Source organism: Spirochaetota bacterium (genome assembly GCA_004297825.1).
GTDB lineage: Bacteria > Spirochaetota > UBA4802 > UBA4802 > UBA5368 > FW300-bin19.
Window position 1 is genome coordinate 1 of record SCSX01000011.1, and the last position, 24,873, is coordinate 24,873.

Here is a 24,873-nt window from a genome sequence, read left to right on the forward strand (position 1 = left end):
ATGATGACGACAGCCTGGCGGCTTGTTTTGAGTTTTGCCGCGGCAAGGGCGATATTCACGTAGACGATGTGGCTCATATTTATAGAAGTGCGAAGCATTCCGTATCCTCCGGGACAAAACTGAGCGTCCAGGGTGAATACGAACGGGGCATGGAAAATATGAACGGTTTTCCCGGCTATGATCCGGGCGCCCGAAATATAATTCACACTCCGCGCGCTTCCGGTCCTGGCCCGAAAATAACTGGACAGCCCCCCATCCCTTCGCGTTACAATCAGCCGGCGTTACCGGGGGACGACTTTCAATGCGCATACTAATAAGGGGCGGCAGCATCGCCGCGGGAATCGGGGCCGCGCGATCCTACGTCGACATCGTGCGCGAACGGCTTGCCGCGGACGGGCGGGAGGTGCTGAATGTTTCACGCGCGCGTGACACCTCATTCCAGGCCGTCTGGGATTTTGCCCCCGACATAGAGCAGTTTCGCCCGGACATCCTGGTACTTCATTTCGGGATCGACGACATCTACCGTCCCGTGTACCGATCCGAATTCCGCGAAAATCTCGTCCAGGTCATACGGCTGGCGCGTGTGCGATTCAATCCCAAAATCTATCTCATGGGCTCGCACAGCTTCCCGAACCCGGTCGAGATGGACGCCGCCTGGATTTTTTATTCCACCATGCGCGAAGTGGCACAGGATCTCGCGTGCGTGTTCGTGCCGGTGCACCTTGCCTGGATGAACCACCTGTACGAAACGGGAAGGAAACACGAGGAGCTTGTGCAGAAGGACGAACGCCTCCCCAACGAGGAAGGTCATCGGCTCTACGCCAAGGCGCTGATCAAGGCGTTTGCCAGGAACGGAGTGTGCGGATAAGCCATGAACGCAATCGTATTGAAAAAGGGCAAAGAAAAGCCCGTTCGCAACAGGCATCCCTGGATTTTTTCCGGGGCAATCTCCCGCCTGGAAGGGAAAATATCGGACGGGGAAATTATTGCGGTCCTCGACGCGCAGTCCGCGCTCCTGGGCTACGGCTATTACAATTCAAAATCGCAGATATGCGTCCGCATGCTTTCCTTCGGCTCCAGGGAGATCGATCGCGATTTCCTCGCGCTCCTCGTGCGAAACGCCGTCGCGCGGCGCCGCACCCTTCCGTTTCATGCGGACACGGACGCGTTGCGCCTCATCAACGCCGAGGGGGATTCGCTTCCCGGCCTGGTGCTGGACGATTACGCGGGACACATGGTCGTCCAGTTCATGACGCTCGGGATGGACCGCCTTCGGGACGATATCCTCTCGATAATCGGCGCGCAGTTGCAGCCGTCGAGCATTTATGAAAGAAGCGATCACGCCGGGCGCGGGCTCGAGGGGCTTTCCGAGCGCACCGGGCAGGTATCGGGGACCACACCCGACGACATCGTCATCACGGAACGCGGAATGAAATTCCACGTCGACGTGAAGCGGGGACAGAAAACGGGCTTTTTCCTGGACCAGCGCGACAACAGGGCGCTGGTACGCTCGCTCGCGCGGGGAAGAAGGGTCCTCAACCTGTTTGCCTATACCGGGGGATTCGCGGTGGCCGCGCTCGCGGGCGGCGCCTCTCAGGTCATTTCCCTGGACTCGTCCGCCGACGCTCTCCGTATGCTCGCGCGAAATATCGAAGACAACGGCTTTCCGGCACAGGAGGCGATAGCGGCCGATGCGTTCCTGTTCCTTCGCGAGCGCAGCATCGAAAGCAATTTAATCATTATCGACCCCCCCTCCTTTACTAAATCGCGGAATGCGGTCGACAGCGCGTGCCGCGGCTACAAGGAGCTCAACCTCCAGGCGATACGAAAATGCCCCTCCGGCGCGCTCTTGCTGACGTGCTCCTGTTCGCGGTACGTGGGCATGGACCTTTTTCAAAAAATCGTGTTCGGGGCGGCGGCGGACGCCGGGCGCAACGCAGTGATGCTTTCGGCGCTTCACCACCCGGCCGATCACCCCGTGAGCCTGTTTCACCCGGAAGGGCACTACCTGAAATCGCTCCTTATCCATGTCGATTAACGACACCGGAATATTTCTTGACCTCATCGCGGATCGATTGTTGATTATTTTCAGGGGACCCAATGCATCTTATTCTCGCTATAGACGACGAAAAAACCACCCTGAGGCTTCTCGACGAGCAGCTTAAAAATCTCGGGTACCAGGTCATAACCGCCCAGAGCGCGCAGGAGGGTATCGGGCTCGCCAGAACCGGGAATCCCGATCTCATCCTCCTCGACGTCATGATGCCGCGCATGACCGGCTTCGAGGCCCTGCGCGTGCTGAAAAAGGACGAACAGCTGAAGCCTATTCCCGTCATCATTCTCACCGCGAAATCGAAGCATGACGATGTCGTGACCGCAATGGGCCTGGGCGCCATCGATTACATGGTAAAGCCGCATGAAATACACGCGCTCAATCAAAAAATTGAATCGGCGCTGCAGATCGGCAAGATTCACAAGCTGAAAGAGCTCGCGGAACGCACGGAGTACATCCAGGTCGCGCGCGGCGGGAAGACGACGATGATCACGTTCCTGAAGGGAATCCGCGATAGGGCCGTGCTCCAGGAGGCGCGGAAAATCTTTACGCCTTTTTTCGTCAAGCTTGTGAAAAGCGACGATATCGTATTCGATCTTCGCCGGCTTGACGACATGTCGGAAGAAGACGTCAAGGCGATCTCGGTAATCCTTACGATCTTCGCGGGGAGCGAGGTACACCTGGTGGCCGGGCGCCACTACGGGTCCCTCGTCGGAGGCGCCGATTTCGGCGACACCATCAGGCTGCACATTTCAATGGGCGACCTTGATATCTACCTCGCCCAGAAACAGAAAATGTAGCCCCTAGTTGACCCGATAGTGCCTCCTTAGACGGGCGAATTCCGTTTCCACCTGGTTAGCCATTCCCGTGTAATCCGCCGTTTCGCGCGCTGCGCTGGCGCTCTCGATTTCGCCCGCTATCTCGGCAAGCCGGTGCAGCCTGAAGTTGGCGCTGGCGCCCTTGAGGCGATGGGCGAGAAAACGCATTTCGGCGAATTCGTTTTCCAGGGCGAGCCTTCTAAGAGGCGGTACGTAATCCTCCCAGGAGCCCAGGAACTCTTCCACAAGCTCCAGGAGCGATTCCTCGTCGATCCCCAGGTCGGCGGCGGTCCTCGCCGTTTCCCCCGTATCGTCCCCGCCCCCCATCCGATCCGCCGCTCCGGGAAGAGCCGTTTTTAATACATCGAGAATCGAGGCCAGGCTCACCGGTTTCGAAAGATATCCGTCCATCCCCGCAGCGATCAGGGATTCCTCGTCGCCCTTCAACGCACGGGCGGTAAGGGCGATTATCCTGGTTCGGGGAAGCGCATTCTCCTTTTCCATATGTCGTATTCGTCTCGTGGCCTCCACACCGTCGCATACCGGCATATTGACGTCCATCAGCACCGCATCGTACGTTCCCTTTGTCCAGAGTTCAACTGCTTCCTCCCCGTTTTCAGCCAACGTGACGGTACTGCCAAGCTTTTCGAGCATACGGCGCATGAGGAGCTGGTTCGCCGGGGTGTCCTCCGCGAGGAGAATGCGCGCGTTTATTTTCGAGGGGTTCTTCAGGCCGGTTCCCGCAACTTCATTTTCCGCGGGACCCAGTCGCAGTATGCGCAGGGCCTCCTCGATTTTTGTCGCGGTAACCGGGTAGGGAATGAATACATCCGCATCGACCTCCTCGGCTTCCGCGCGCTCGGGCTCCTCCCCCGTCAGCACGAGCGGGAAATCCAACGACCCCAGCTTTCGCCTCGATTCACGGTCCAAGGCCATGATGGATGCGACTGCCAGATCGCATCGCCCCATCGCTTCAAGCTCATGGAACGAGCTCACCACGGCGGCAGGTATTTCCATTGCGCGCAGGTACCGCTCGAAAATCTGTTCGCGCGCCTGGTCTCTCCCGGGCGGCGAATAAATAGCCGCGCGAATTTCAGATGTATCCGGCTTCGAATTTCTTTTTCGAGTTTCCCCGATGGGAAGTTCAAGCATAAAACTGAAACAACTGCCCTTCCCGACAGCGCTCTCCAGGTCAAGCTTCCCTCCCATCATCTTCACGAGGTTGGAGCTTATCGCCAGCCCAAGCCCCGTCCCGCCGTATTCGCGCGCGATCGACGAATCCGCCTGTGTAAACGATTCGAAGATCATTTCCTGCTTATCTTGGGGTATCCCGATACCGGAGTCCTTTACTGAAAAACGGACCCGGCAGCTGCCTGCCGAGCCCTCGCCGCCCACGATCTCGACGAAGATCGTCCCTCCCGCGGGGGTGAACTTCACCGAGTTCCCGATCAGATTATTAAGCACCTGTTTGATGCGCAGTTCGTCCCCGATGAGAAACGGCAGCCGGGGGTCGATAAACGCGTGCAGGTCGACACGCTTCCCCCGCGCACGCGCCGAGAGCAGCTCCACGGAGGATTCGAACGCGATCATCGGGTTGAATTCGTGCGGGGAAATCTCAATTTTACGCTCTTCGATTTTCGAGAAATCGAGAATGTCATTGATGATATCGAGAAGGGTCTGCGCACTGTGCCGGCTGATGCGAATGTACTCGGTTTGCGACCTGTCGAGCCTGGAATCCTCAAGGAGGTCTAGAAATCCGATAATACTGGTTATGGGCGTTCTTATCTCGTGGCTGATATTCGCAAGGAATTCGCTTTTTGCGCGATTTGCCGCGTCCGCTTCGTCCCGCGATCGCCTGAGCGCCTCCTCGGCCTGAACGCGATCCGTAATATCCTTAAACGCCACCACCGCGCCCACCACCGTTCCCTTTTCGTTGATCGGGGAGACTACGCATTCGGCGGGAAAGATCGTCCCGTCAAGACGCTTGAGCACGAACTGCGCGCTGTTTAGCCCGCCGGACGGATCGCGTCCATATCCGGGAGCGGGAATCCCGGGGAAAGCCTCATCCGCCGGGGGGAGGAGCTGAAGTATATTTCGGTGATTCTGGCCTATCATTTCCTCCACCTTGAACCCCAGCATCCGCGCCGCGGCCGGGTTGGCGAACGTGATCATTCCGTGCGTATTGATTCCATAGATTCCCTCCCCCGCGGACTCGAGGATGAGCTCGTTCTGCCGGTTGATCTTCACAAGCATGCTCTCGATATGCATCCGCTCGGTCACGTCGCGCATATTGAGCACGATACCGCCCACCGAGCGTTCATGAATCAGGTTGGTCCCCATGGCCTCGATGAACACCCAGAATTCATCCTTGTGCCTTATTCTGAACCGGAACTCGAACGCCTGATCGCTTGAATCGATCGCCGCTTTTAATCGTGCCGATATCCTCGCCTCATCCTCATGGAACACGTAATCGAGAAAATTCCGCCCCTCCAGTTCCGCGGGACGGTAACCCAGCACCTGCATTACCGAATCGCTGATGAATCCAATCGTACCGTCCTCCCTGATGATGCCGATAATGTCTGTGGAATTTTTAATCATGGACTGGTAACGTCGCGCATTGCGCGCGACCTCGTCGATCGCATTTTTCCTTTCAGTGATGTCCCCGACTACCAGGTAAACGTATTCCACCCGTCCCTTGTGGGATACCGGGTACAGATGGTACTCGAACCAGAATTCACTGTCCAACCCCGCGGTCACGCTGAACATCAGATGCCGGTCTTTCCTGCCGAACAGGATGTCGTTGAATACAGCCGTGAATTCCTCGATATCCTCCCGCGCAAGATACTCGAGTACGGAATTGCCCTTCCGTATGGATACTCCGTGCACGGAGGACACCCACAGCAATGCGGCTTCATTGGATTCGACGATACGGTAGCGCCGGTCGACAAGGATGATCGGCTGATAATTTTTTTCGAAAAGCGAACGCAGACGGGAGTTCATGTGTTTCGCATCCGGTTCCTGGCTACTCGTTTATCCACTTTATCTGGATTCAGGCTAATTACAAGATAGGCGCTTTTAAAATATTTTCACACGCCCCGGGAAAAAAACCTGAAATAGTAAAAAATTCATGACATAATTTTTATATACTGCTTTCCTGTCCGCGCTTATCGATAGCAGCTACATTCAGGAGGCATAGTCAGAAATCATGAAGATCGAGGAATGCAGGCAATGCGAGTTTTACTTCGATGAAAATATCGGCCAGATCATTTGTAGTTTTTTCAGGGTAAAAGACTACAGGATCACATGCGCGAACACGCTTGATGAAAGGATAGTACTGGATTGCCCAAGGAAAGACGCCACGAATAGAATCTCAAAAAAAGCCGGCTGATCGGACGCCGGATCTCCCCTCGTACAATAAGTCGATCCATCCTCTTTAATATGGTGCGGCACCCGGGATTGTAGCCCGCGGCCGCGGCTGTATAATTTTCGCCTCCACAAAAAAGAGAGGCTCGCTTTCGCGAGCCTCTCCATGCATCCCCGAGGGGATTCGAACCCCTGTTGCCGGGATGAAAACCCGGTGTCCTAGACCCCTAGACGACGGGGACATGCGATACGGCAGTCACTATAGAAACGGTCAATGAATGGTCAATCTTTTTTTTGACCGGCTCGTTTGAGTCGCCGGAGAATTGAACTCCGGACCCACTGCTTAAAAGGCAGTTGCTCTACCGACTGAGCTAGCGACTCGCGAGAAACTTAATGAAACAAATAAATAAGCGCATTGAACCTGTCAAATCAAAATTATTTTTGGACGGAATCGACCGGCTACAGCATCGCGAAGGTATTCTTCCTGTCCGGACCCACGGAAACGATTGAAATGGGAAGATCGAGCGCGTTTGTAATAAACCTGATATATTCTTTCGCGCGCGAGGGGAGCTCTTCGTAGCTCAGGCATTTTGAAATATCCTCGTCCCAACCGTCCAGCTCTTCGTAGACCGGCAAAATGCGATCCAGGCTCGATGTGGGACAGTACTCCAGCCGCCTGCCGTTCATCTCGTAGCCCACGGAAATGCGAATTTTCTTCATGCCGCTCAGCACATCCAGCTTAGTGAGCGCGATGCTCGTGAGGCCGTTCGTCCGCTTCGCGAAATTCAGCAGCTCGCAATCGAACCACCCGCACCGCCTGGGCCGACCGGTGGTGGAGCCGAATTCCCCACCCTTCTCCCTGAGCAGGATTCCCATCTCTCCCTTGTCCTCGGTGGGAAACGGACCCTCACCCACCCTGGTCACATAGGCCTTCGTAATGCCGATCACTTCCTTGATCGCGAAAGGGGGAAGTCCCGTACCGGTGAGGGCGCCGCCTATGGTCGTGTTCGACGAGGTCACGAAAGGAAATGTGCCGTGATCGATATCGAGCGCGTTCCCCTGCGCGCCCTCGAGAAGGATCTTCCTGTTCTCGCGCAGCGCCTGGTACAGAAAGTTCTGGGTGTTCACGATCATGTCGCCGATGCGCTCCCTGAATGAACGCAACAGGTCCATCACATCCGCCGCCTTGAATGGCTCCAAACCGTATATTTTTTCAAGATGAACGTTCTTTATCCTGAGAGCCTGGTTCACCCGTTCTACGAGGTATGCGTCGTCCAGGATATCGCCCACGCGTATGCCGATACGCAGGGCCTTGTCGGCGTAGCTCGGGCCGATGCCCCGGCGCGTGGTTCCTATCTTGTTGGAGCTCGATTCTTCCATGGCCGCGTCGAGCGCCTTGTGGTAGGGCAGGATCAGGTGCGCGGCGTCCGATATAAACAGCCTTCCCGAAACGGTTATGCCGTCCCTGGCGAGCATATCGATCTCCGTAAGGAGCTGTTCGGGATCGAGCACTACCCCGTTGGAAATCACGCAGGTCTTGTCTTTATGAAGTATGCCGGAGGGAATCAGATGAAATATGTATTTTTTATCATTGATAACGACGGTATGGCCCGCGTTCGCGCCACCCTGATAGCGTACGATGATGTCGGAGGCGGCCGAGTAATAATCGATCATCTTGGCCTTTCCCTCGTCGCCCCACTGCGTTCCCAGAACCGCGATACAACTCATCCCTTAGCCGCCTTTCTCCGTGGTAATGCGCATTGGTGCCAGCCTAGAAAAATTTACTAAAATAACAAGCTTTTTTCATCCGGGCGCCGGATCGACCAACGCGCCTGACAACAAAAAATCCACGGTCGCCCGTGGATTTTGCCGTTCATCGCGCGTCCCTTTTCAGCGCCGCACTCCCTCGATCTCATACTTCTGCTTGAAAACCGGGTTACCCTCACTATTGAAAATGATCACCGTAAGAAAATTGAAAAATTTGAAGTCCTTCCGGTAGCGGCTCAAATGATACGTCCTTACGACCAGCTTATCATTGACCTTCAGGGTATACGGTTTCCCGGTGGACGGGTCAATCCCTTCCCGGGGATTCTTTGGATACGCTATGAGCGATTTGCTCCCGCTCTTCTCCGGGACATCGTATTCGAAATTCGCCATGTTTTCCGGGTAGGGCACGAACGAACGCATTTTCTCCTTTTCCGGAATAGGCCTTTCAAAGCTCGATTTTGTCTTCTCCACCTTTTCTGTGGTCGCGACCGCAAAAATGTATAAATCCTGAGGCTTGTCGGTCAGGTTTTGGATTATTAATTCCACCTCGAGCACGTCGCCCGCGCCCCCGGAATCGATTCGCCGATTGAAATAATTTTCGGTTATCTTGAAATCGGAACTGAACCGGGACTGGATAGGGATTCTCGATTCCGATTTTCCCTTGTCGTCCTTGCCCACTGCGTCCTGTGCCCTCAGGGGGGTCAGCGTGATGACCGTAACTAACGTAATGATTGCTGCGCACAACTGTCGTACCATGGCTCACTCCGGAGTGTAGAGATGTCTACATCCTTTTATCGGAACCGGAAAGCCCAAATTTTAGACAATTTGCCTGTTCCCTAGAGGCCCAGTCCCCGGGCCACGATCATTTTCATCACCTCGGAGGTGCCCGCGTAGATCGTCTGCACCCTCGCATCAACGTAAAACCGGGACACGGGATATTCGGTGCAATAGCCGTATCCCCCGAACAGCTGAAGGCACCGGTCGGCGACCCGCTTGGCCATCTCGGTGACCCAGAATTTCGCCATGCAGGTCTCGTTTACGACCGATTTTCCGGCCATATGCGCCTTGATGAGATCGTCGACGAAGCTGCGGCCTACCGCGATTTCCGTGGCCATCTCGGCGAGCTCGAACTGCGTATTCTGGAACTTCGACAGCGGCTTGCCAAACACCTTGCGGTCCCTTGTGTACTCGACTGTAATCTCGAAGCATTTTTCCGCGGCGGCCTGTGAACCTATCGCGCACAGGAGCCTTTCCGGCTGCAGCTTCTGCATGAGGTAGATGAATCCCAGGCCTTCCTGCCCCAGGAGGTTGCCCTCGGGAATTTCGCAATCGTCGAAAAAGAGCTCGGCGGTATCCTGCGCCTTCAGGCCTATCTTTTTAATCGGTTCCCCGCGCGAAAATCCGGGCGCGCCCCGTTCGACCACGAAAAGGCTCACCGACTGATGCACCGGTGTATCGGAACCCCCCGTTTTTGCCGCCACCACCACGAGGTCGGCCAGAATGCCGTTCGAGATGAAGGTCTTCTGGCCGTTCATCACCCACGTGTTTCCCTTTTTCACCGCGCTGGTCTTGATCGCGGCCAGGTCCGATCCCGCCTCGGGCTCCGTCATCGCGACCGCGGTAATGCAATCGCCGCTGATACACCCGGGGAGCCATTTCTGCTTCTGTTCTTCCGTCCCAAACGCTTCGATGTACGGAACAACGATGTCGTTATGCAGCGGCACGAAGACGCTCCCGGCCCCGAACCGGGCGAGCTCCTCCGCGATGATCACGGAGTAAAGATAATCGGCGCCCGCCCCCCCGTACTTTTCCGCCGCCCATGGAACGAGAAACCCGTTTTCCCCGAATTTCTTCCATACCTCGCGGGGAACGATGCCGTTTTTTTCCCAGACCTCGTACTGGTCCGCGATGACCGCGGTGAGAAATTTTCTGAACGCCTCGATAAAAATGCTGTGCTCCTGGGAGAATGGCAGGCTCCGTTCCATGGGGCTCCTCCAAATAATGTAATATGGTAATATATAATACAATATTACATTATTTCGGCAAGCACAAAATCCCCGGCGTGCTCGCGCCCGTCCAGGGTTACCGTTTTTATTGCTTCGCCTCAGTATCGGGGGTCCGATATCGCATCAGGGCAGGATCCGCATTCATGCGGGCAAGGGGGCGGGGACGGATGGAGAACGCGTGAGCGGCAAGGAAGGGTGTGAATCCCGAAACTATTTATCGCGCCCGCTGATACGGGGAAGCCCGTAATTTCAAACGCAGACTGTACAGGTTACAACGCGCTCGCTCAGCCCGCACCCGCGAGCAGCGCGAGGATGCGCGCGTGAATGATGCCGTTGCTCACGAGTATTTCGGGACTCACAGGGTCGAAGGGCTTTCCCCCGGTCGTCGTGACGACACCGCCCGCCTCCGCGACGATGAGGCTTCCCGCGGCAGTGTCCCAGGGATTCAGCTTGAATTCCCAGTACCCGTCCAGCCTTCCCGCGGCGACGTAGCACAGGTCCAGCGCGGCCGAACCGAACCGGCGGATGCATTGAATCTGGGGGAGCACCCTCACGAATTGCGGCAGATTGTTGTCGTCCGAGGTGCCCTTGTCGTAGGGGAATCCGGTCGCCAGGAGCGCATGCTGCAGGTCATCCGTTTTGGACACCCTCAGGGGCGCGCCGTTGAGAAACGCACCCGAGCCCCGCGCGGCAGTGAAAAGCTCTTCATGAAAGGGATCGTACACTACGCCGGCAACCACCGTTTTAAGCGGCCTTGAATACACGCCTATGGACACGCAGAACATGGGCACGCCGTGGGCGAAGTTGGTAGTGCCGTCCAGGGGATCCACGTACCACAGGTATTCCCCGTCGCGGTCGATGCTTCCCCCCTCCTCGGCCACGATAGCATGGTCCGGGTACTGCGCGCGAATCCTGCCGCACAGGAACTCCTCGGATTCCCTGTCGATATTCGTTACCGGGTTGGAAGGGCCTTTGTAGGTGACTACGGTGTCGAAGGAGCGAAACCCCTTGAGGAGAATCGATCCCGCGGCGAGGGCTATCTCCCTCGAGAACTCAAGCAGGCCGGGGTGCGCCATTATAGCAGGGCGCCCGCACCGAGCATGAGACTGATCTCGTTATTGGTGCCCCGGCCCGTATTCATTTCATAGCCTATCTTCTGGTATACGAAGGCGTTCTTTGTCACGATCTCATCGACACGGAAAAACAGGCTGTGCGAATTTGTATAGTATCCCGAAAAGGGACGCCCCTTGGCCCAGTTTTTCGCGTCGATGCCGAACATCCCCTGCCCATTCGCCACATCGTAGGGCTCGTCGTTGTTGAGGTTGCGAAGGTAGATACGCTCCAGAAATTCCACGGTGAACACCAGGGATTTATCCTTGGTCACATCGTTGTATTTATTGAACGCGACCCCCACCGCCACCTCGTACAATCCCCAGTAGTTCGAGAGACGATTGGCGTTGTCGAAATAATAAAAATCGTACCCCGTCACCCGCGAGTAATACGATACCGTGCGGTCGAACGTGTAGTTGTAGCTGAACTCGTAAAAGCCCGAATCAAGAGTCTTGCCCTTTGAGTTCTTGGTGTCCTGCGGCATGAATCTGGGGTAAATCGCGACTTTCAGCGTGGACTTTTCTTCCCTTTTCCCGAACACGATCCCGATCTTGAAATCATTTTCCACGTATTTCTTTTTCGCGGGGCCCGCGGAATTCACGAAGGCGAAATTATCGCCGTAATGGGTGCCCCTCATGCCGGCACCGATGGCATACTTGTCCAGGAAATAGGCGGCCTGGAGCGTTTCGGTATAATTGACCAGGTTGGGTGATGCGGCACCCAAATGCGGATTCCCGGTCTTGAACTCGATCTCCCAGTCCTTGGTCGGAGTGAAATCCACGTACAACGTTTCTGGCACATCGACGAGCAGTCCGTCGTCGGTTTTCAGCTTGAACTTGCCGCTGTCGTAATAATAACCGATCTGCGTCGTGAAATCCAGGCTTGCGTACAGTATGCGGGGGAGTTTTTTCTTGTCGAGCTCCTCCTCATACTGCTTCTCCTCGGCCTTCTTCTGCTCCAGAGCTTTCCGCTTTTTCTCTTCATCCTCCTTCTGTTTCGCGAGCAGCATCTCCTGCTGCCGCTGGAGCTTCATTTTATACGCGTCGGGAAGCCATTGCATCACTTCCTTATTGTTCGGGTCAATCTTCAGTACGTGCTCTCCCGTGGCCACCGCCTTCTCGAAATCTCCCGTCTGGAAATAGAGGGAGCCCAGCCGCTCGAACGAGGGTACCTGTGCCGGGTTTCTCTTGATGGCTTCCTCGTAATAGGGCAGCGCCTTGACAAGCTCGCCCTTTAGCTCCAGAGCCTGTCCCATGTTGTGGTAAGCCCTCGCGGACGAGTTGTTGTAAATGTCGATGGCCTTCCCGAACTCCTTGATGGCCTCGTCATATGCTTTCTTATCGCTCAGCTGGACGCCTTTCTTCGTATGGTCCGTGGGATCCTGGGCATGAAGGGATGCCGTCATCATTGCGATGATCCCGAGAGCAAGGGCCTGTCGTACGCCGCGCCTCATATTCATCGTGTGGTAGAACCTCTGTCCTTTCGGGCACTTTTTGCACATACCCGATTTAAACCTTCATTGAAATATAGCAAATCGCTCCCGCGAATTAAAGCATTTTTTAGCGTCATCATGATTCTACCCGCCTGGCAGCTCCCCTGGGGCAAATATATTTCCGGGTGAACCCTGGTTTATTGTGCTTGACACAAAAGGGGCCAATCTTTTAATAGCCCTTGGTTTATACCCCCGTTCTTTTATATTATTACCTTATTATACCAACTAAAATACGTATTTCCATTTTCCGGGCGTGGGAAAGCCACGAATCCAATCTTGTGCGGAGGCGAATATGCAGACAACCCCCTTGACGGCCCACAAAGAAGTCCTTACTTGGGTCAAGGAGATCGCGCAGCTGACGCGGCCCGATTCCGTGATCTGGGTAGACGGATCGGAAGAAGAAAAAAGCGAACTCATGCGCGAAGCACTCGCCACCGGCGAGCTCATCCAGCTCGACCAGAAAAAACTGCCCGGTTGCGTCTACCACAGGACCGCCTGCAACGATGTCGCCCGAACGGAGCATCTTACCTTCATCTGCACATCCAGGAAAGAGGACGCAGGCCCCACGAACAACTGGATGGCCCCCGCCGACGCGTACAGGAAAGTCGGCGAGATATTCCAGGACTCCATGAAGGGGCGAAAGATGTACGTCATTCCGTTCATCATGGGCATTCCGGGCTCACCCTTCAATAAAGTCGGCGTGGAGATCACGGACAGCATCTACGTGGTGCTCAACATGCGCATTATGACCCGCATGGGCGCGATCGCGTGGAAGGAGCTCGGCGAAACGGGCATCTTCACGAAATGCCTGCACGGCAAGGCAGACCTGTGCGTCGATCGCCGCTTTATCTGCCACTTCCCCGAAGACAACGCGATCTGGAGCGTGGGCTCCGGGTACGGCGGAAACGTGCTCCTGGGCAAGAAATGCCTTTCCCTCCGCATTGCGAGCTACCTCGCCCGCAACGAAGGCTGGCTGGCCGAGCATATGATGATCGTGGGAATCGAAAACCCGAAAGGCGAAATTACCTATGTCGCGGGGGCATTCCCGAGCGCCTGCGGCAAAACCAACCTTGCCATGCTCATCCCTCCCGCGAGCATGCCGGGATACAGGATCTGGACCGTCGGAGACGACATCGCGTGGATGAAGGTCGGTCCGGATGGGCGTTTGTGGGCAATCAATCCTGAATTCGGTTTCTTTGGCGTAGCCCCGGGCACCAACTACAAGACCAATCCCAACGCCATGGAGACCATAAAAAAGGATACGATTTACACCAACGTGCTTCTTAAAAAAGACGGTACCGTGTGGTGGGAAGGCATGGACGGCGAAGTGCCCGCGGAGGGCACGGACTGGAAAGGAGACCCCTGGACGAAGAGTTCGCCCGAAGCCGGCGCCAACCCCAACAGCCGGTTCACTGCACCGGCATACCAGTGCCCGAGTATCTCTCCCCAATGGGAGAATCCGCAGGGGGTTCCGATAAGCGCATTCCTTTTCGGCGGACGCAGGGCGAGTCTCGCGCCTCTGGTCTTCGAGGCCTTCAACTGGCAGCACGGGGTTTACGTGGGCGCCACCATGGCTTCCGAGCGCACCGCGGCGCAATACGGCGCGCAGGGCGAAGTGCGCCGCGATCCGATGGCGATGATTCCCTTCTGCGGCTATAACATGGCCGACTACTTCGGTCACTGGCTCGCGATGGGCACACGCATTCCCAACCCGCCGCGCATATTCCATGTGAACTGGTTCCGGCAGGGGGCGGACGGAAAATTCCTGTGGCCGGGCTACGGGGAAAATCTGCGGGTGATCAAGTGGATCGTGGATCGATGTTCCACAAGGGCAGCGGCGAAGGAAACCCCGATCGGGTACGTACCAACAACTGCCGAGATCGATACCTCCGGTCTTTCCATGGCGCCCGGCACGATGGAACAGCTGCTGTCGATAAACAATAAAGAATGGATCGAGGACCTCAGGGGACACAGGGAATTTTTCCAGAAATTCGGAGACAGGCTTCCCGCCGCGATTTGGGAAGAATATCATGCGCTCGAACAGAGGCTTGGGCGCTGAATCGCCCGGCAGTCCTTCGCGGAGCCCGACGCTGAAAATTGCTTGATATTTTGCAATTCCGGCTGATACTGACATGATGCGCCTCGGTGCGTCATGTGTTTTTGCGCGCGTGCAACAAACTGCCACGACCGCGCGCATGCGTTTTTCCCATTCGCCGCGGCTCATTCGCCGAATGGATCTCGAGTGGCATTGCTCCTACTATCCTGAGGTGAGGTATTTATGAACAAAGAGAAGAAAATCGAACAATTGCTCGATTCGGCGCTGCAGGACGACCTTTCGGAATACAAAATCCTGGTGAAAAAAATGGGAAGCAAACTCCCGTTTTTCGGCAGAAAAACCCGCATTGCAGCTGCGCTGTTAAAAGACACCCTGGGAGACATCTCAAAGCTCGATTTATCCCTGAATTTCATGGTAAAGAAGGAAAGCTCCGGAAAAATTGTTTTTGAAGATATCAAGGACGGCAGGGTTCGTCTTTTCATCAACATCGGGAAGAACCATGGTTTAAATCCCGGGGACCTCATCCGGGAGATCGTTAAACGATCGGGGCTTGACGGCAAACAGGTGGGAAAGATCGACATTCACTCGACCTATTCATTCCTGGAAGTTCCCGAGCAATACGGGGAACTGGTCATACTTTCCTTCGAGAACATCAAATTTAAAGGCGTTTCGATCGTTGTCGAACCGGCCAAGAAGAAGAAAAGGGATTCGAAGTAGGATCACCTGAAGGGGAACGGCGTGGACTGTCCAATCTGCGGTTCGCTCGGCAGTCGACCCGCCTCGAAAACCGACAATTCCCTTCGTATCTGCGCCTCGTGCGGTGTTGTGTTCAACACCGCCCATCGCCCGCTCGCATATGACAAAAGCTATTTTGTCGACGATTATCAGGCCCAATACGGCAAAACCTATGCGGAGGACGCCCCCGCGATCAGGGCGTTCGCGGCGCGCAGGCTCGAAACAATTTTCCGCACCCTGAAATCCGAACAGCCTCGCTCCTCCATACGTCTCCTTGATATCGGCTCCGCGCTGGGTTTTTTTCTGAAAGAAGCCCGGGACTGGGGAATCGGCCATGTCGAAGGGGTTGAGATTTCTCCATTCGCGGCCGCGTACTGTCGCGAAAACTTCGACATTCCCGTCCATGAGATCCCGTTCGAGAAGGCCGCCCTCAAAGGTCCGTTCGATATAATCACCGCCTGGTATTTTCTGGAGCACTGCGCCGATCCGGCGCGCATGATGCAGAAAATCAATTCGCTGCTTTCGCCGGACGGCACGATTGCCCTCGCGACCCCTTCGGTGTTCGGACCCCAGTTCTTGTTCGACAGGGAAGGCTGGTCCAATTCACATCCTGCGGACCACCGCGTGGATTTTTCACCGTCGACCATGCGGGTCTTTTTGCGCAGTCAGGGCTTTACAAGGGTTCGAATCCTTCCATCGAGCGTACACCCCGAGCGTATTATCTCTGCGCACTCGGTCCTCTTCAAACCCTTTTCCGGCATCTACTCCCTGATTTCGAGCCTTACTGCATTTTCCGACACTCTGGAAGCATATGCATTGAAATTGGCGAATTAATATTGACAATATGAGTATATTTAATTTTAATATCCCACTTGTAAAAATTTCGAAAACTCGTCCTGAAAAATAGGTGTAGCAGCTATATTCCAGAAATTTCCAGGCATTGAGAAATATTATATTCTTTAAGTATGAGGGGTACAGGCGATGAAAAGGACATTTCAGCCGAGTCGGACAAAGAGAAGCAGAAAACACGGGTTTCGCGCCCGGATGAGCACTCCGGAGGGAAGAGAGGTTTTGCGCAGAAGGCGCGCCAAGGGAAGGCACAAATTAACTGTTTCCGATGAACGTTAATACGTATCGCAATGGCAGGTGAGTGAAAAAGATTTATTCATTAAAAGGCAGGAATGTTTTTAAAGAGGTTTTTACTCGGGGCAAACGCTTCAACAGGGAAGGGGTCCAACTGATCGTTCTTAAGCATGACGGCGGCAGAAAAAATTTGCGCAGATCCGCCCAATCCGATGAAAACGCGAGCCTGGTCGGGATTTCTATTGGAAAATCTTACGGCAATGCGGTTCAGAGGAATCGGGCGAAAAGAAGAATTCGTGCAATCGCGGGCGAATTGCTGCCGGATCTGAAAGAGGGTTATTATATTATAGTCCGTCCGGGAATTGAGTTTAAGAAGACCGGCCACGACGCGGCTTCGGAAAACATCCGGTGTTTGTTCAGGAAAGCGGGCATAGTGAATGTATGAGAACCAGTGCTGTAGCATCTTCTATCCTGATCGGTGCGGTCAGGTTTTATAAAATGGCTGTATCACCCTATCTGCCCCCCTCGTGCAGGTTTTATCCGTCATGTTCGGGGTATGCAATAGAGGCTTTACAAAAACACGGGCCAGTAAAAGGACTTCTGTTTTCGATCCACCGGATTTTACGATGCAATCCATTCTGTAAAGGCGGATACGATCCGGTACCCTGAATCTTTGAGTAGTTTGTTGCGCGGCCTCGGGCATTTCCTCTCCCCCTGAATGAATCTCTTCCATTCACTAACCTGATTGTGCGCCGCCGCATGTGCGGCGGATTTCGAAATTATTTGAACATAGGATATACTATATGGAAAAGCGGGCAGTAGTCGCGATCGCGTTATCACTCGCGGTATGGCTTATTTGGTCATATTTCTTTCTCAAGCCCACGCCGCAGAAACAGGAAAGCCCGTCTCAGGAAACCCGTATCGAAGAAAAGGCTAAGGTGCCTGAGAAGAAGCCGGAAATACCCGCCGCGGCTGCTGCGTTATCCGTCCAGGGAACACAGGGCCGGCTTGAATCCTTCACGATTTCCACGGCAAAATATAAAGCGGTGCTTTCAAGCAAGGGCGCGGCGGTATCAAGCTTTGTATTGAAAGATCGAAACATTGAGCTGGTCGTCGGGGAGAATCAGTTCAACGCCAGGGGCGTGTTCGATTTTCCCCTTCACCTGAGCGAAGCGGAATTCCTCGGCAAGGGGGGATTGGATGATATCATCTGGAACGCGGAAAAGATTTCGGAATTCCAGTATCGTTTCTCCGCAAATCTTACCGCGGGCAGATCCCCCCTCAGGGTTGAAAAAACATACACATTTTCCGACAAGAACGATTATTTCAAACTGAGCTTTCGGATTTTGAACCAGGGCCAGGAGGAAATCAACCTTCCCGGGCGCTCGATAATCGTCTCCCCGTCCGACTTCTTGGGACCCCACATGGATTTCAACAATTCGTATAACCTTTTGAGCGGGATTTACTTCATGAATAACTCGTTCGAAAAATTGGAGAAGGGCGGGCTGTTTTCCCAGGGCGGCGACGTCAAGACCAAGGAGGGGGCCACCCAGTGGATCGGCGTGATGAGCCGCTATTTCCTTCTTATCATGCTGCCGGAAGATTTTTCAGGGACGTCCGTGATCACCGACAATCGCAAGGTGTCCGGGTATCGCACCGGTCTTGCCATTCCGGTCGAAGCGATCAAGCCCGGAAAGGACCTCACAAAGTCATTCAAGATATACATAGGCCCCAAGGACAAGGAAGTGCTCCGCGCGGTGGATGAAAAGCTCATCGATGCCGCCGACGTCAGCAAGTGGATCGAGCCCATTCGCGATTTTCTCTTATGGTCGCTTACCAAAATAAACATGCTTTTCGGCAACTTCGGATGGTCGCTGGTTGTTTTTTCATTGATCACCAAAATCATTCTGCTTCCGCTCACCATGCGTTCAACCGAATCCATGAAAAAGCTCCAGGCACTCAATCCCCAGATCACCGAGATTCGGGCCAAGTTCAAGGATAAGCCCGACCAGATGAACAAGAAGATCATGGCACTCTACAAGCAAAATAAGGTCAACCCGCTCAGCGGCTGTCTTCCCCTGCTGTTGCAGATGCCTTTCTTTTTCGCCCTGTACAGCGCGCTTATCAATTCCATCGACCTTTGGCAGGCGCCGTTCGTACTGTGGATCAAAGACCTCTCTCTTCCCGATACGATCTTCACGGTAATGGATTTCAACGTCAATGTCCTGCCGATAATTATGACCGGCACGACGTACCTTCAGCAAAAAATGAGCACCGGCGAGGCGACCGGACAACAGCAGAAAATGCTCATGTTCATGCCGTTATTTTTTATAGTAATATTCTGGAACATGCCGTCCGGCCTTGTACTCTACTGGATAATGCAGAACGTGCTCCAGATACTTCACCAACTGTATATCAATCGCAAGTCGAATGGTACCGCGCTTCAGAAGGCATAGTGACTAATCATGGCGGGGCGGGTCTCCCGCCCCGGGTGCGAATATATACAAAGGGGGCTGTTATGAAAGTATATGAACTTGAAGGAAAAACAGTCGAGGACGCCACCAAGAAAGCGACGACCGAACTGCGTATCGGCGATATATCCAGGGCGAAGATCGAAGTGATCGACCAGGGGAAAAGCGGAATTTTCGGTTTCGGCGTATCGAGGCCCGCGAAGATACGCGTATACTACAATGATGAGACCATGGACGTGGGCGAGCTCACCAGGGAAGTGCTCCTCGATATCCTGGATAAGATGGGGGTTGACGCCAAGGTCAGGGACCTCAAGGAAGGCGAAAGCAAGGTATACGTAGAGCTCGAAAGCAGCCGTTCCGGGCTTGTAATCGGCAAGAAAGGCGCCACACTCGAGGCCCTGCAGTTCATCGTGAACCTCATCGTGAGCCACAAGACGAAGAGCGAGAAAAAAATAATCCTCGACATAGAATCGTACCGCGCCAAGCGCGAAAAAGCGCTGCGCAAACTCTCCCGTGAAATCGCGCTCAAGGTCGCGAAAACCGGCAAACCGTGGACGCTGGAACCCATGAACCCGTTCGAGAGAAGGCTCATTCATCTTACCCTACAGAACGACAACCGTGTCACCACCAAGAGCGAGGGACAGGGAATTTACCGAAAGGTGAAAATATCTCCCAATATCACGCGGTGAGACATGTTTGTTGACACCATCTGTGCGCCCGCGACCGGGCTCGTACATTCTTCAATTGCAGTTATTCGCGTGAGCGGCCCTGAAACACTCAGGGCCGTTTCTGCCATCTTCTCCAGGCCGGAAAAACTGGAGCCCCGGACCGCGGCGTACGGCAGCATTCGGGACGCGGGTGAGATCGTTGACGACGTAATCGCGATTTACTTCAAGGCCCCGGCGAGCTTTACGGGCGAGGACATGGCGGAGATCAGCTGCCATGGGAATCCTGTTATCGTGAACAGGATTCTCGCCCTGCTGATACGACATGGCGCGCGCATTGCCGGTCCGGGAGAATTCAGCAAGCGGGCGTTCCTCCACGGTAAAATCGACCTGACCGCGGCCGAGGCAATCAATCACATTGTTAAAGCCCGCGGCGACTGGGAAATTCAAGCCGCGATCCGGCAGATGCATGGGTCCCTTAAGAACCTGGTCGCAAAAATCCGCAATGAGCTCATCGGGTTAAAAGCCGACATCGAATGCGGCATAGATTTTTCGGAGGAGGGCATCGAATTCATTTCCGGAGAACAGGCCATTCAAAAAGTGGAGGAACTCATAACGGGGATCGAGGATATGATGCGCCGCTGCCGCATCGGCGGCAGGCTTTCGGGCGGGATTGACGTCCCCATCGTGGGGAAACCCAATGTCGGCAAATCGAGCATCCTCAACCTTTTGCTGAACGCCGAGCGCGCCATCGTCTCGAACCTCCCCGGGACCACACGCGACATGATACGGGAGAGCGTACGAATCGCGGGAATCGAAATCAACCTTTTCGACACGGCGGGGATCGATACCACCGAATGCGCGATAGAGCTTAAGGGAATAGAATTCAGCCGCCGGAAAATCGAATCGTCTCCCCTGATCATCATCGTGCTTGACGCGACGACGGGAATCCGGGACGCGGACCGGGCTATCATGGAGCACGCCGCGGGGAAGAGAACCATATACCTCGTAAACAAAACGGATCTCGCGGGGGAGGAGGAAAGTGCGCGCATTATCGCTTCACTTGACGTCCCCGAGGCCATCGCGTTTTCGGCATGTACCGGCGCGGGTCTCGCCGCTTTCGAGAACATGATCTCCTCGCTGCTCCTGGACGAGTTCGCGGACACCCGGGACGCCTTCGTCGCCGATACGCGCATCATCGCGCTTCTTGAAAGCGCCCTTGTCAAGGCACGCGGCACGATCGACCTGCTCGTCCACAGCGAACCGCCGGAAATAATCGCGTTTTCAATTCAGGAAATACTCGACGAGATGGGAGAAATTACGGGGGAGATTTCGCCCGACGAGGTGCTCAATTCCATTTTCAGCCGGTTCTGTATCGGTAAATAGCGCGCCTGCCGCGATCGTCCCTACATCCCCGCCTGGATAAAATATGGTTTTAAAACCGCGTCGTTCAGGAGAATGTCGGCATAGGCGCGCCTCATTATTTCCCGGTAGCCCGTGGCGTCCGCCGCTTCCGAGAAGAGGTGTCCGATAAATCTCGCCAGGCAATACCGAGCCCCTTCCGCGTTTCCGGTCCTCGCCTTCAGCCGTGCCATGACGTAGAGCCCCATGCTCATATCCCTGAATCCGCATTCCCCGCGCATCATCTCCTCAATGAGTGCGATTCCCCTGCCGGGATCTCCTTTTCGCTCGCTATATAAGGCGGCCATGATTTCCCTGCGCGCACCGTAGGGATGTGCAGCCCGCTCCTCATATTCGGCACGTTTGAGCTCCGTCGCGAAAGACGAAATCTTATCCTTCTCTTTACCGGCCATATCGGCGAGCGCGCGCTTGAACCTTTCATGATTCCTTATCCTGTCGAAAAGAGGCTCCCGGGCGGCAAGGAGCCGGCCATTCAGCCCGCCGCGGACCGCCTCCTCGAAATGGGATAGCGCCTCCTCCTCGTTTCGGCGCGCGAGGCACGAGAGCGCCAGTTCATATTCCTTCCAGCATGCGCCGTTGCCGGATGCCATATCTTCCAGCAGTCGCTCGTTTCCTCCCGCGCCGGCCCTTGCATTGCCGGCGAACAGGTAGGCAAGCGCCTTATGATTTCCCTCGCCGTGCGCGTCCCTGAAAACTTCAAGGGCTTCGTCCGGCTTCTTCTCCATTGCAAGAAGCACGCCGTAATCGACGTGCGCGTAAGGGCGCGCGGTCCTGCTTTTCATGAGGACTTTTATTATGCGGAAGGCTTCGTCTTTTTTCCCGTCATAATACGAGAGGAACGCGTCGATGCCGGGAGGCTCGGCGTCCTCGCGGGCGTGGAGGAAATCGCGTTCACCGGCCGGGAAGAGCATTACGGCTGTTAGCGAACATCCACAGAGCAGCCGCTTTAAGCCCCGGAATCCGGGGCGATGCGATTTTTCCGCTTGAAGGCGCATCGGACCCCCCGCTATTTATGCTTCTTTACCGCGAGCAGCTCCACGTCGAACACGAGCCATGCCTTGGGCGGTATGACCGGGGGCCTTCCCTTGGCACCGTAGGCGAGCGCAAAGGGAATGATGAGGACGCGTTTCTCGCCTTCCTTCATGTCGAGGAAGGCCTCGTCCCACCCTGCGATGACCCGGTGAACGCCAATCTCGGTTTCGAAGGGGCTTCCCCGATCGACGCTGCTGTCGAACTTTTTGCCGTCCGCGAGGTACCCGGTGTAATGCGCGACGATCACGTCTCCCTGCGACGGTGAGGAACCCGTACCCGCGCTCCGCACGAAATGCCGCAGACCCGACTTGCTGACGGTGATTTTTTGCATATCCACGCCCATGCCCGCGAGCAGCGGTTTCAGTTTCTCCATCTCGCCCTCGCCCGATTTCTTGACCGCCTCCTCGTTTTTCGAGAAGGCTTTTTCGGCATCGAACGCCTGGGCCGCGCTTCCCACCCTGATAATCTTCACCTTGTTGAGAACGACTTCTTCAACAGGCCTGTCGCTCCGGTCGGTGCGCACCGTGCCGATCGCCCTGAGCACATCTTCTCCCTTTACCAGGCGCCCGAACACCGTGTGCTTGCCGTCAAGGTGAGGCGTGGGCGCGAGCGTTATGAAAAACTGGCTGCCGTTGGTATCGGGGCCGGAGTTCGCCATTGATAGAATCCCTTCCCGATCATGTTTGAGCGTCGGGTGGAACTCGTCCATGAAGCTGTAACCGGGGTTTCCGCGGCCGTTCCCCTGGGGGCAGCCGCCCTGGATCATGAATCCCTTGATGACCCGGTGAAAAATAAGCCCGTTGTAGAATTCCCGTTTCTCCATCTTCCCCGTTTTAGGATTTGCGCTTTCCATGGTCCCCTCCGCGAGCCCCACGAAGCTGCCCACGGCAACGGGCGCCTTTTCAAATTCAAGCCGCACCAGCATATCGCCCTTGCTTGTTTTCAGCAGGGCGTAAAGCCCGTCCTCTTTAACCTCGATGTCGCTTCCGCACGCGGCAACGGCGACCATAAGCACCACCCCCAGAATCCATAGTATTCGCATCATTAAAATCTCCCCTCCGCTTCTACTTGCACGCCTCGTTTACGGCATTCACGTATATAATTGCGAGATGACCGGCCTCGACCGCTCCCTGGAACAGGGCATCGGCGGTGAATGCGGCCGGGCTTGCGCCGAACAGCGTTTCCCATCGCGACAAAAAGCCCGCCGAGAGCGGAACGTAGGACCAGTGCCATCGCTCCTCCTGGTACCCCGCGGTACGGCCCGCGGTATACGGCTGGCAGAAACCGAACCTCCCCGCGTTGATCTTCATCCACTGGTACAGTATCGCCCCGTCCCCCCTGTCATAATACTCGTTGTACAGTTCGTTGAGGTCCAGATCGGTTCCCCAGTGATGGCGCGACGTCCCGGGCATGGATGAATACCTTAGAATGATTTTCGCGCGACCGAGCGCCCCGGGGTATGCCTCGTTCAGCCGCGTCCCGTCTACGGGCGTCGCCCCGCTCCACTTGTTTTCCCATATCCATTTCTGGTCCGCCCACGTGCGCGTCGCGCTCACGACCCTGAACGGCGTGTGCGGATGTGATTCGCGAAAACTTTTATAAAGCGCCAAAAACGCCTCCGCGGCCTCCCGGCGCAGATACTGCTGTCTGCCGTCGGTGGGTATCCCCATGGAGGACAGCTCGACGAAAAGCGGGTGCTCGGCCGGTGAAAATCTTCCCCGCAGGTATTCCCTGGCCTGGATGCCGCCGAACAGCGTCGTATCGTCCGCACGGCCGCACCCGGGAAAACATGCGGAAATCAGAACGAGCGCGACAAACGCGGAAGCACCGTTGAATAAACTCATTTATCTTCATCCTTCCGGTTGAACCGGGTGACCATCAAATAGTCGGCAACGGGCAGCGAGAGGAACCTCATCCCCGCGTGATCGAAATCGATCTCGCGGAAAATTTTCCGCTCCGATTCCCCCAACTCGAGCTCGCCGCTCTGGGAGAGGACGAGTATCCTCTCCGTGACGTCGGGGAGCGCCGATTTTACCCTTCCCGGGATGCCAAGCCCGTAGGCCACGTGCGCCGCGCCCGCAATAACCACCATGGTTTTCCCCCGGCTGCCGGGCTCCCGCAGCGCGCGTACGATCGCTCCCGCCATCGCGTCATCACGGACCGCCTGGGCCTGGAACACGCGGTGCAGGCTCTTTTCATTCACGAAGCTGTGCACTCCGAGAAGCTTCTTGACGTATTTTTCATAGCGCGCGCTCGCATGAAACGGCGCCGGAAGCTCGGCCCTGAACGTTTCCGATATACCCTCGCGGCCGTTGTGTGCGACATCCCGTACCAGCTCGGTGCGCGCGTTGAGCGCGAGTATCGTGCCCCCGCCCGCATGCGCCGCCTCGACGAGCGGGCGATAATCCGGATAATTGCTCCAGCGTTCCGCCCATTTCGTTTGTGCGGCAAAATCCATGAAGTCGATTTCACCGGAATTGTATCGATCAAGCGCGGCCTGGTTGAACGATTCCACCTGCTCAATGGCCAGCACGACGGACCTGCCGCGCCCCTTAAGTTCCGTAACGATACGCACTTGTTCCGCGTGATGCCGCGCGATCGTATGCGATTCACCTATATATATGACCGATACGCCCTGCAGATCATCGATCATGGACTGGAAGGATACCGGTTCGCCGCGATACAGGTCTATCCAGAACGAGCAGTGCGTATCGGCAGATCCGGCCGCGCGTGCGGTTCCCTCGAGAAATACGGCGAGCATGAATAGGGTCAGGAGCGTCCGCGTGGCCTTCATGCCTGA

General features: G+C 55.6%; 23 protein-coding genes and 2 tRNA genes. 13 read left to right on the forward strand and 12 right to left on the reverse strand.

Going from position 1 to position 24,873, the window contains the following annotated elements:
* The first annotated feature begins 301 nt into the window (after positions 1-301).
* From EPN93_01610 to EPN93_01620, 3 genes are all read left to right on the forward strand, one after another.
* Positions 302-868, forward strand: a complete 567-nt coding sequence (locus EPN93_01610) for an SGNH/GDSL hydrolase family protein (GenBank protein ID TAL39368.1) — start codon at positions 302-304, stop codon at positions 866-868.
* A 3-nt stretch (positions 869-871) separates the two neighbouring features.
* Positions 872-2,038, forward strand: coding sequence for a class I SAM-dependent rRNA methyltransferase (locus tag EPN93_01615; GenBank protein ID TAL39369.1), 1,167 nt, complete (start codon positions 872-874; stop codon positions 2,036-2,038).
* 62 nt (positions 2,039-2,100) lie between these two features.
* Entirely contained in the window at positions 2,101-2,853 is a 753-nt protein-coding gene (locus EPN93_01620) for a response regulator (GenBank protein ID TAL39370.1), read from the forward strand.
* A gap of 3 nt (positions 2,854-2,856) precedes the next feature.
* Here the strand turns inward: EPN93_01620 and EPN93_01625 are convergent, their stop codons facing one another.
* The gene (locus EPN93_01625) at positions 2,857-5,871 is read right to left on the reverse strand and encodes a PAS domain S-box protein (protein TAL39371.1); all 3,015 of its coding nucleotides are present in this window, start codon (positions 5,869-5,871) and stop codon (positions 2,857-2,859) included.
* 205 nt (positions 5,872-6,076) lie between these two features.
* On the opposite strand from EPN93_01625, the gene EPN93_01630 reads away from it, so the two are divergent.
* Positions 6,077-6,259: a hypothetical protein gene (locus EPN93_01630; protein ID TAL39372.1), complete on the forward strand. Its 183-nt coding sequence runs from the start codon at positions 6,077-6,079 to the stop codon at positions 6,257-6,259.
* 144 nt (positions 6,260-6,403) lie between these two features.
* On the opposite strand, the gene EPN93_01635 is transcribed toward EPN93_01630, so the two are convergent.
* The 7 genes from EPN93_01635 to EPN93_01665 all read right to left on the reverse strand — a co-directional run bounded on the left by EPN93_01635 (position 6,404) and on the right by EPN93_01665 (position 12,618).
* Positions 6,404-6,476 (reverse strand) — tRNA-Glu (locus EPN93_01635).
* A 66-nt stretch (positions 6,477-6,542) separates the two neighbouring features.
* Positions 6,543-6,615 (reverse strand) — tRNA-Lys (locus EPN93_01640).
* Between the two features lie 78 nt (positions 6,616-6,693).
* The gene (locus tag EPN93_01645) at positions 6,694-7,962 is read right to left on the reverse strand and encodes an adenylosuccinate synthase (GenBank protein TAL39373.1); all 1,269 of its coding nucleotides are present in this window, start codon (positions 7,960-7,962) and stop codon (positions 6,694-6,696) included.
* 162 nt (positions 7,963-8,124) lie between these two features.
* Positions 8,125-8,757: a hypothetical protein gene (locus EPN93_01650; protein ID TAL39374.1), complete on the reverse strand. Its 633-nt coding sequence runs from the start codon at positions 8,755-8,757 to the stop codon at positions 8,125-8,127.
* 80 nt (positions 8,758-8,837) lie between these two features.
* Entirely contained in the window at positions 8,838-9,986 is a 1,149-nt protein-coding gene (locus EPN93_01655) for an acyl-CoA dehydrogenase (GenBank protein TAL39375.1), read from the reverse strand.
* A 305-nt stretch (positions 9,987-10,291) separates the two neighbouring features.
* On the reverse strand, positions 10,292-11,068 hold the full coding sequence (locus tag EPN93_01660; protein ID TAL39401.1) for an inositol monophosphatase: 777 nt from the start codon (positions 11,066-11,068) through the stop codon (positions 10,292-10,294).
* Positions 11,069-11,082: 14 nt separating this feature from the next.
* Positions 11,083-12,618 (reverse strand): tetratricopeptide repeat protein, encoded by a 1,536-nt coding sequence (locus EPN93_01665; protein TAL39376.1) that lies wholly within the window; start codon positions 12,616-12,618, stop codon positions 11,083-11,085.
* Between the two features lie 283 nt (positions 12,619-12,901).
* On the opposite strand from EPN93_01665, the gene EPN93_01670 reads away from it, so the two are divergent.
* The 9 genes from EPN93_01670 to mnmE all read left to right on the forward strand — a co-directional run bounded on the left by EPN93_01670 (position 12,902) and on the right by mnmE (position 21,005).
* The gene (locus EPN93_01670) at positions 12,902-14,668 is read left to right on the forward strand and encodes a phosphoenolpyruvate carboxykinase (GTP) (protein ID TAL39377.1); all 1,767 of its coding nucleotides are present in this window, start codon (positions 12,902-12,904) and stop codon (positions 14,666-14,668) included.
* 219 nt (positions 14,669-14,887) lie between these two features.
* Entirely contained in the window at positions 14,888-15,382 is a 495-nt protein-coding gene (locus EPN93_01675; protein TAL39378.1) for a hypothetical protein, read from the forward strand.
* Between the two features lie 6 nt (positions 15,383-15,388).
* Complete coding sequence (locus EPN93_01680) at positions 15,389-16,234, forward strand: class I SAM-dependent methyltransferase (protein TAL39379.1); 846 nt, start codon at positions 15,389-15,391, stop codon at positions 16,232-16,234.
* 147 nt (positions 16,235-16,381) lie between these two features.
* The gene (gene rpmH, locus EPN93_01685) at positions 16,382-16,528 is read left to right on the forward strand and encodes a 50S ribosomal protein L34 (protein ID TAL39380.1); all 147 of its coding nucleotides are present in this window, start codon (positions 16,382-16,384) and stop codon (positions 16,526-16,528) included.
* Positions 16,529-16,550: 22 nt separating this feature from the next.
* The gene (gene rnpA, locus EPN93_01690; GenBank protein TAL39381.1) at positions 16,551-16,928 is read left to right on the forward strand and encodes a ribonuclease P protein component; all 378 of its coding nucleotides are present in this window, start codon (positions 16,551-16,553) and stop codon (positions 16,926-16,928) included.
* The gene (yidD, locus tag EPN93_01695) at positions 16,925-17,152 is read left to right on the forward strand and encodes a membrane protein insertion efficiency factor YidD (protein ID TAL39382.1); all 228 of its coding nucleotides are present in this window, start codon (positions 16,925-16,927) and stop codon (positions 17,150-17,152) included. Before rnpA ends, yidD begins: the two co-directional genes overlap by 4 nt.
* A gap of 134 nt (positions 17,153-17,286) precedes the next feature.
* Positions 17,287-18,939: a membrane protein insertase YidC gene (locus tag EPN93_01700; protein TAL39383.1), complete on the forward strand. Its 1,653-nt coding sequence runs from the start codon at positions 17,287-17,289 to the stop codon at positions 18,937-18,939.
* A 62-nt stretch (positions 18,940-19,001) separates the two neighbouring features.
* On the forward strand, positions 19,002-19,643 hold the full coding sequence (locus tag EPN93_01705; protein TAL39384.1) for a protein jag: 642 nt from the start codon (positions 19,002-19,004) through the stop codon (positions 19,641-19,643).
* Positions 19,644-19,646: 3 nt separating this feature from the next.
* Positions 19,647-21,005 (forward strand): tRNA uridine-5-carboxymethylaminomethyl(34) synthesis GTPase MnmE, encoded by a 1,359-nt coding sequence (gene mnmE, locus EPN93_01710; GenBank protein TAL39385.1) that lies wholly within the window; start codon positions 19,647-19,649, stop codon positions 21,003-21,005.
* 20 nt (positions 21,006-21,025) lie between these two features.
* Here the strand turns inward: mnmE and EPN93_01715 are convergent, their stop codons facing one another.
* From EPN93_01715 to EPN93_01730, 4 genes are read right to left on the reverse strand one after another with little or no spacing between them, the layout of a single operon-like run.
* Positions 21,026-22,036, reverse strand: coding sequence for a hypothetical protein (locus EPN93_01715; protein ID TAL39386.1), 1,011 nt, complete (start codon positions 22,034-22,036; stop codon positions 21,026-21,028).
* Between the two features lie 11 nt (positions 22,037-22,047).
* On the reverse strand, positions 22,048-23,082 hold the full coding sequence (locus tag EPN93_01720; protein ID TAL39402.1) for a peptidylprolyl isomerase: 1,035 nt from the start codon (positions 23,080-23,082) through the stop codon (positions 22,048-22,050).
* Positions 23,083-23,137: 55 nt separating this feature from the next.
* Positions 23,138-23,917: a D-alanyl-D-alanine carboxypeptidase family protein gene (locus tag EPN93_01725; protein ID TAL39387.1), complete on the reverse strand. Its 780-nt coding sequence runs from the start codon at positions 23,915-23,917 to the stop codon at positions 23,138-23,140.
* Positions 23,914-24,867 carry a hypothetical protein gene (locus tag EPN93_01730; protein TAL39388.1) on the reverse strand — a complete coding sequence of 318 codons (954 nt, stop codon included), beginning with the start codon at positions 24,865-24,867 and terminating at the stop codon, positions 23,914-23,916. The genes EPN93_01725 and EPN93_01730 overlap by 4 nt, the downstream gene beginning before the upstream one ends.
* Between the last annotated feature and the right edge of the window lie 6 nt (positions 24,868-24,873).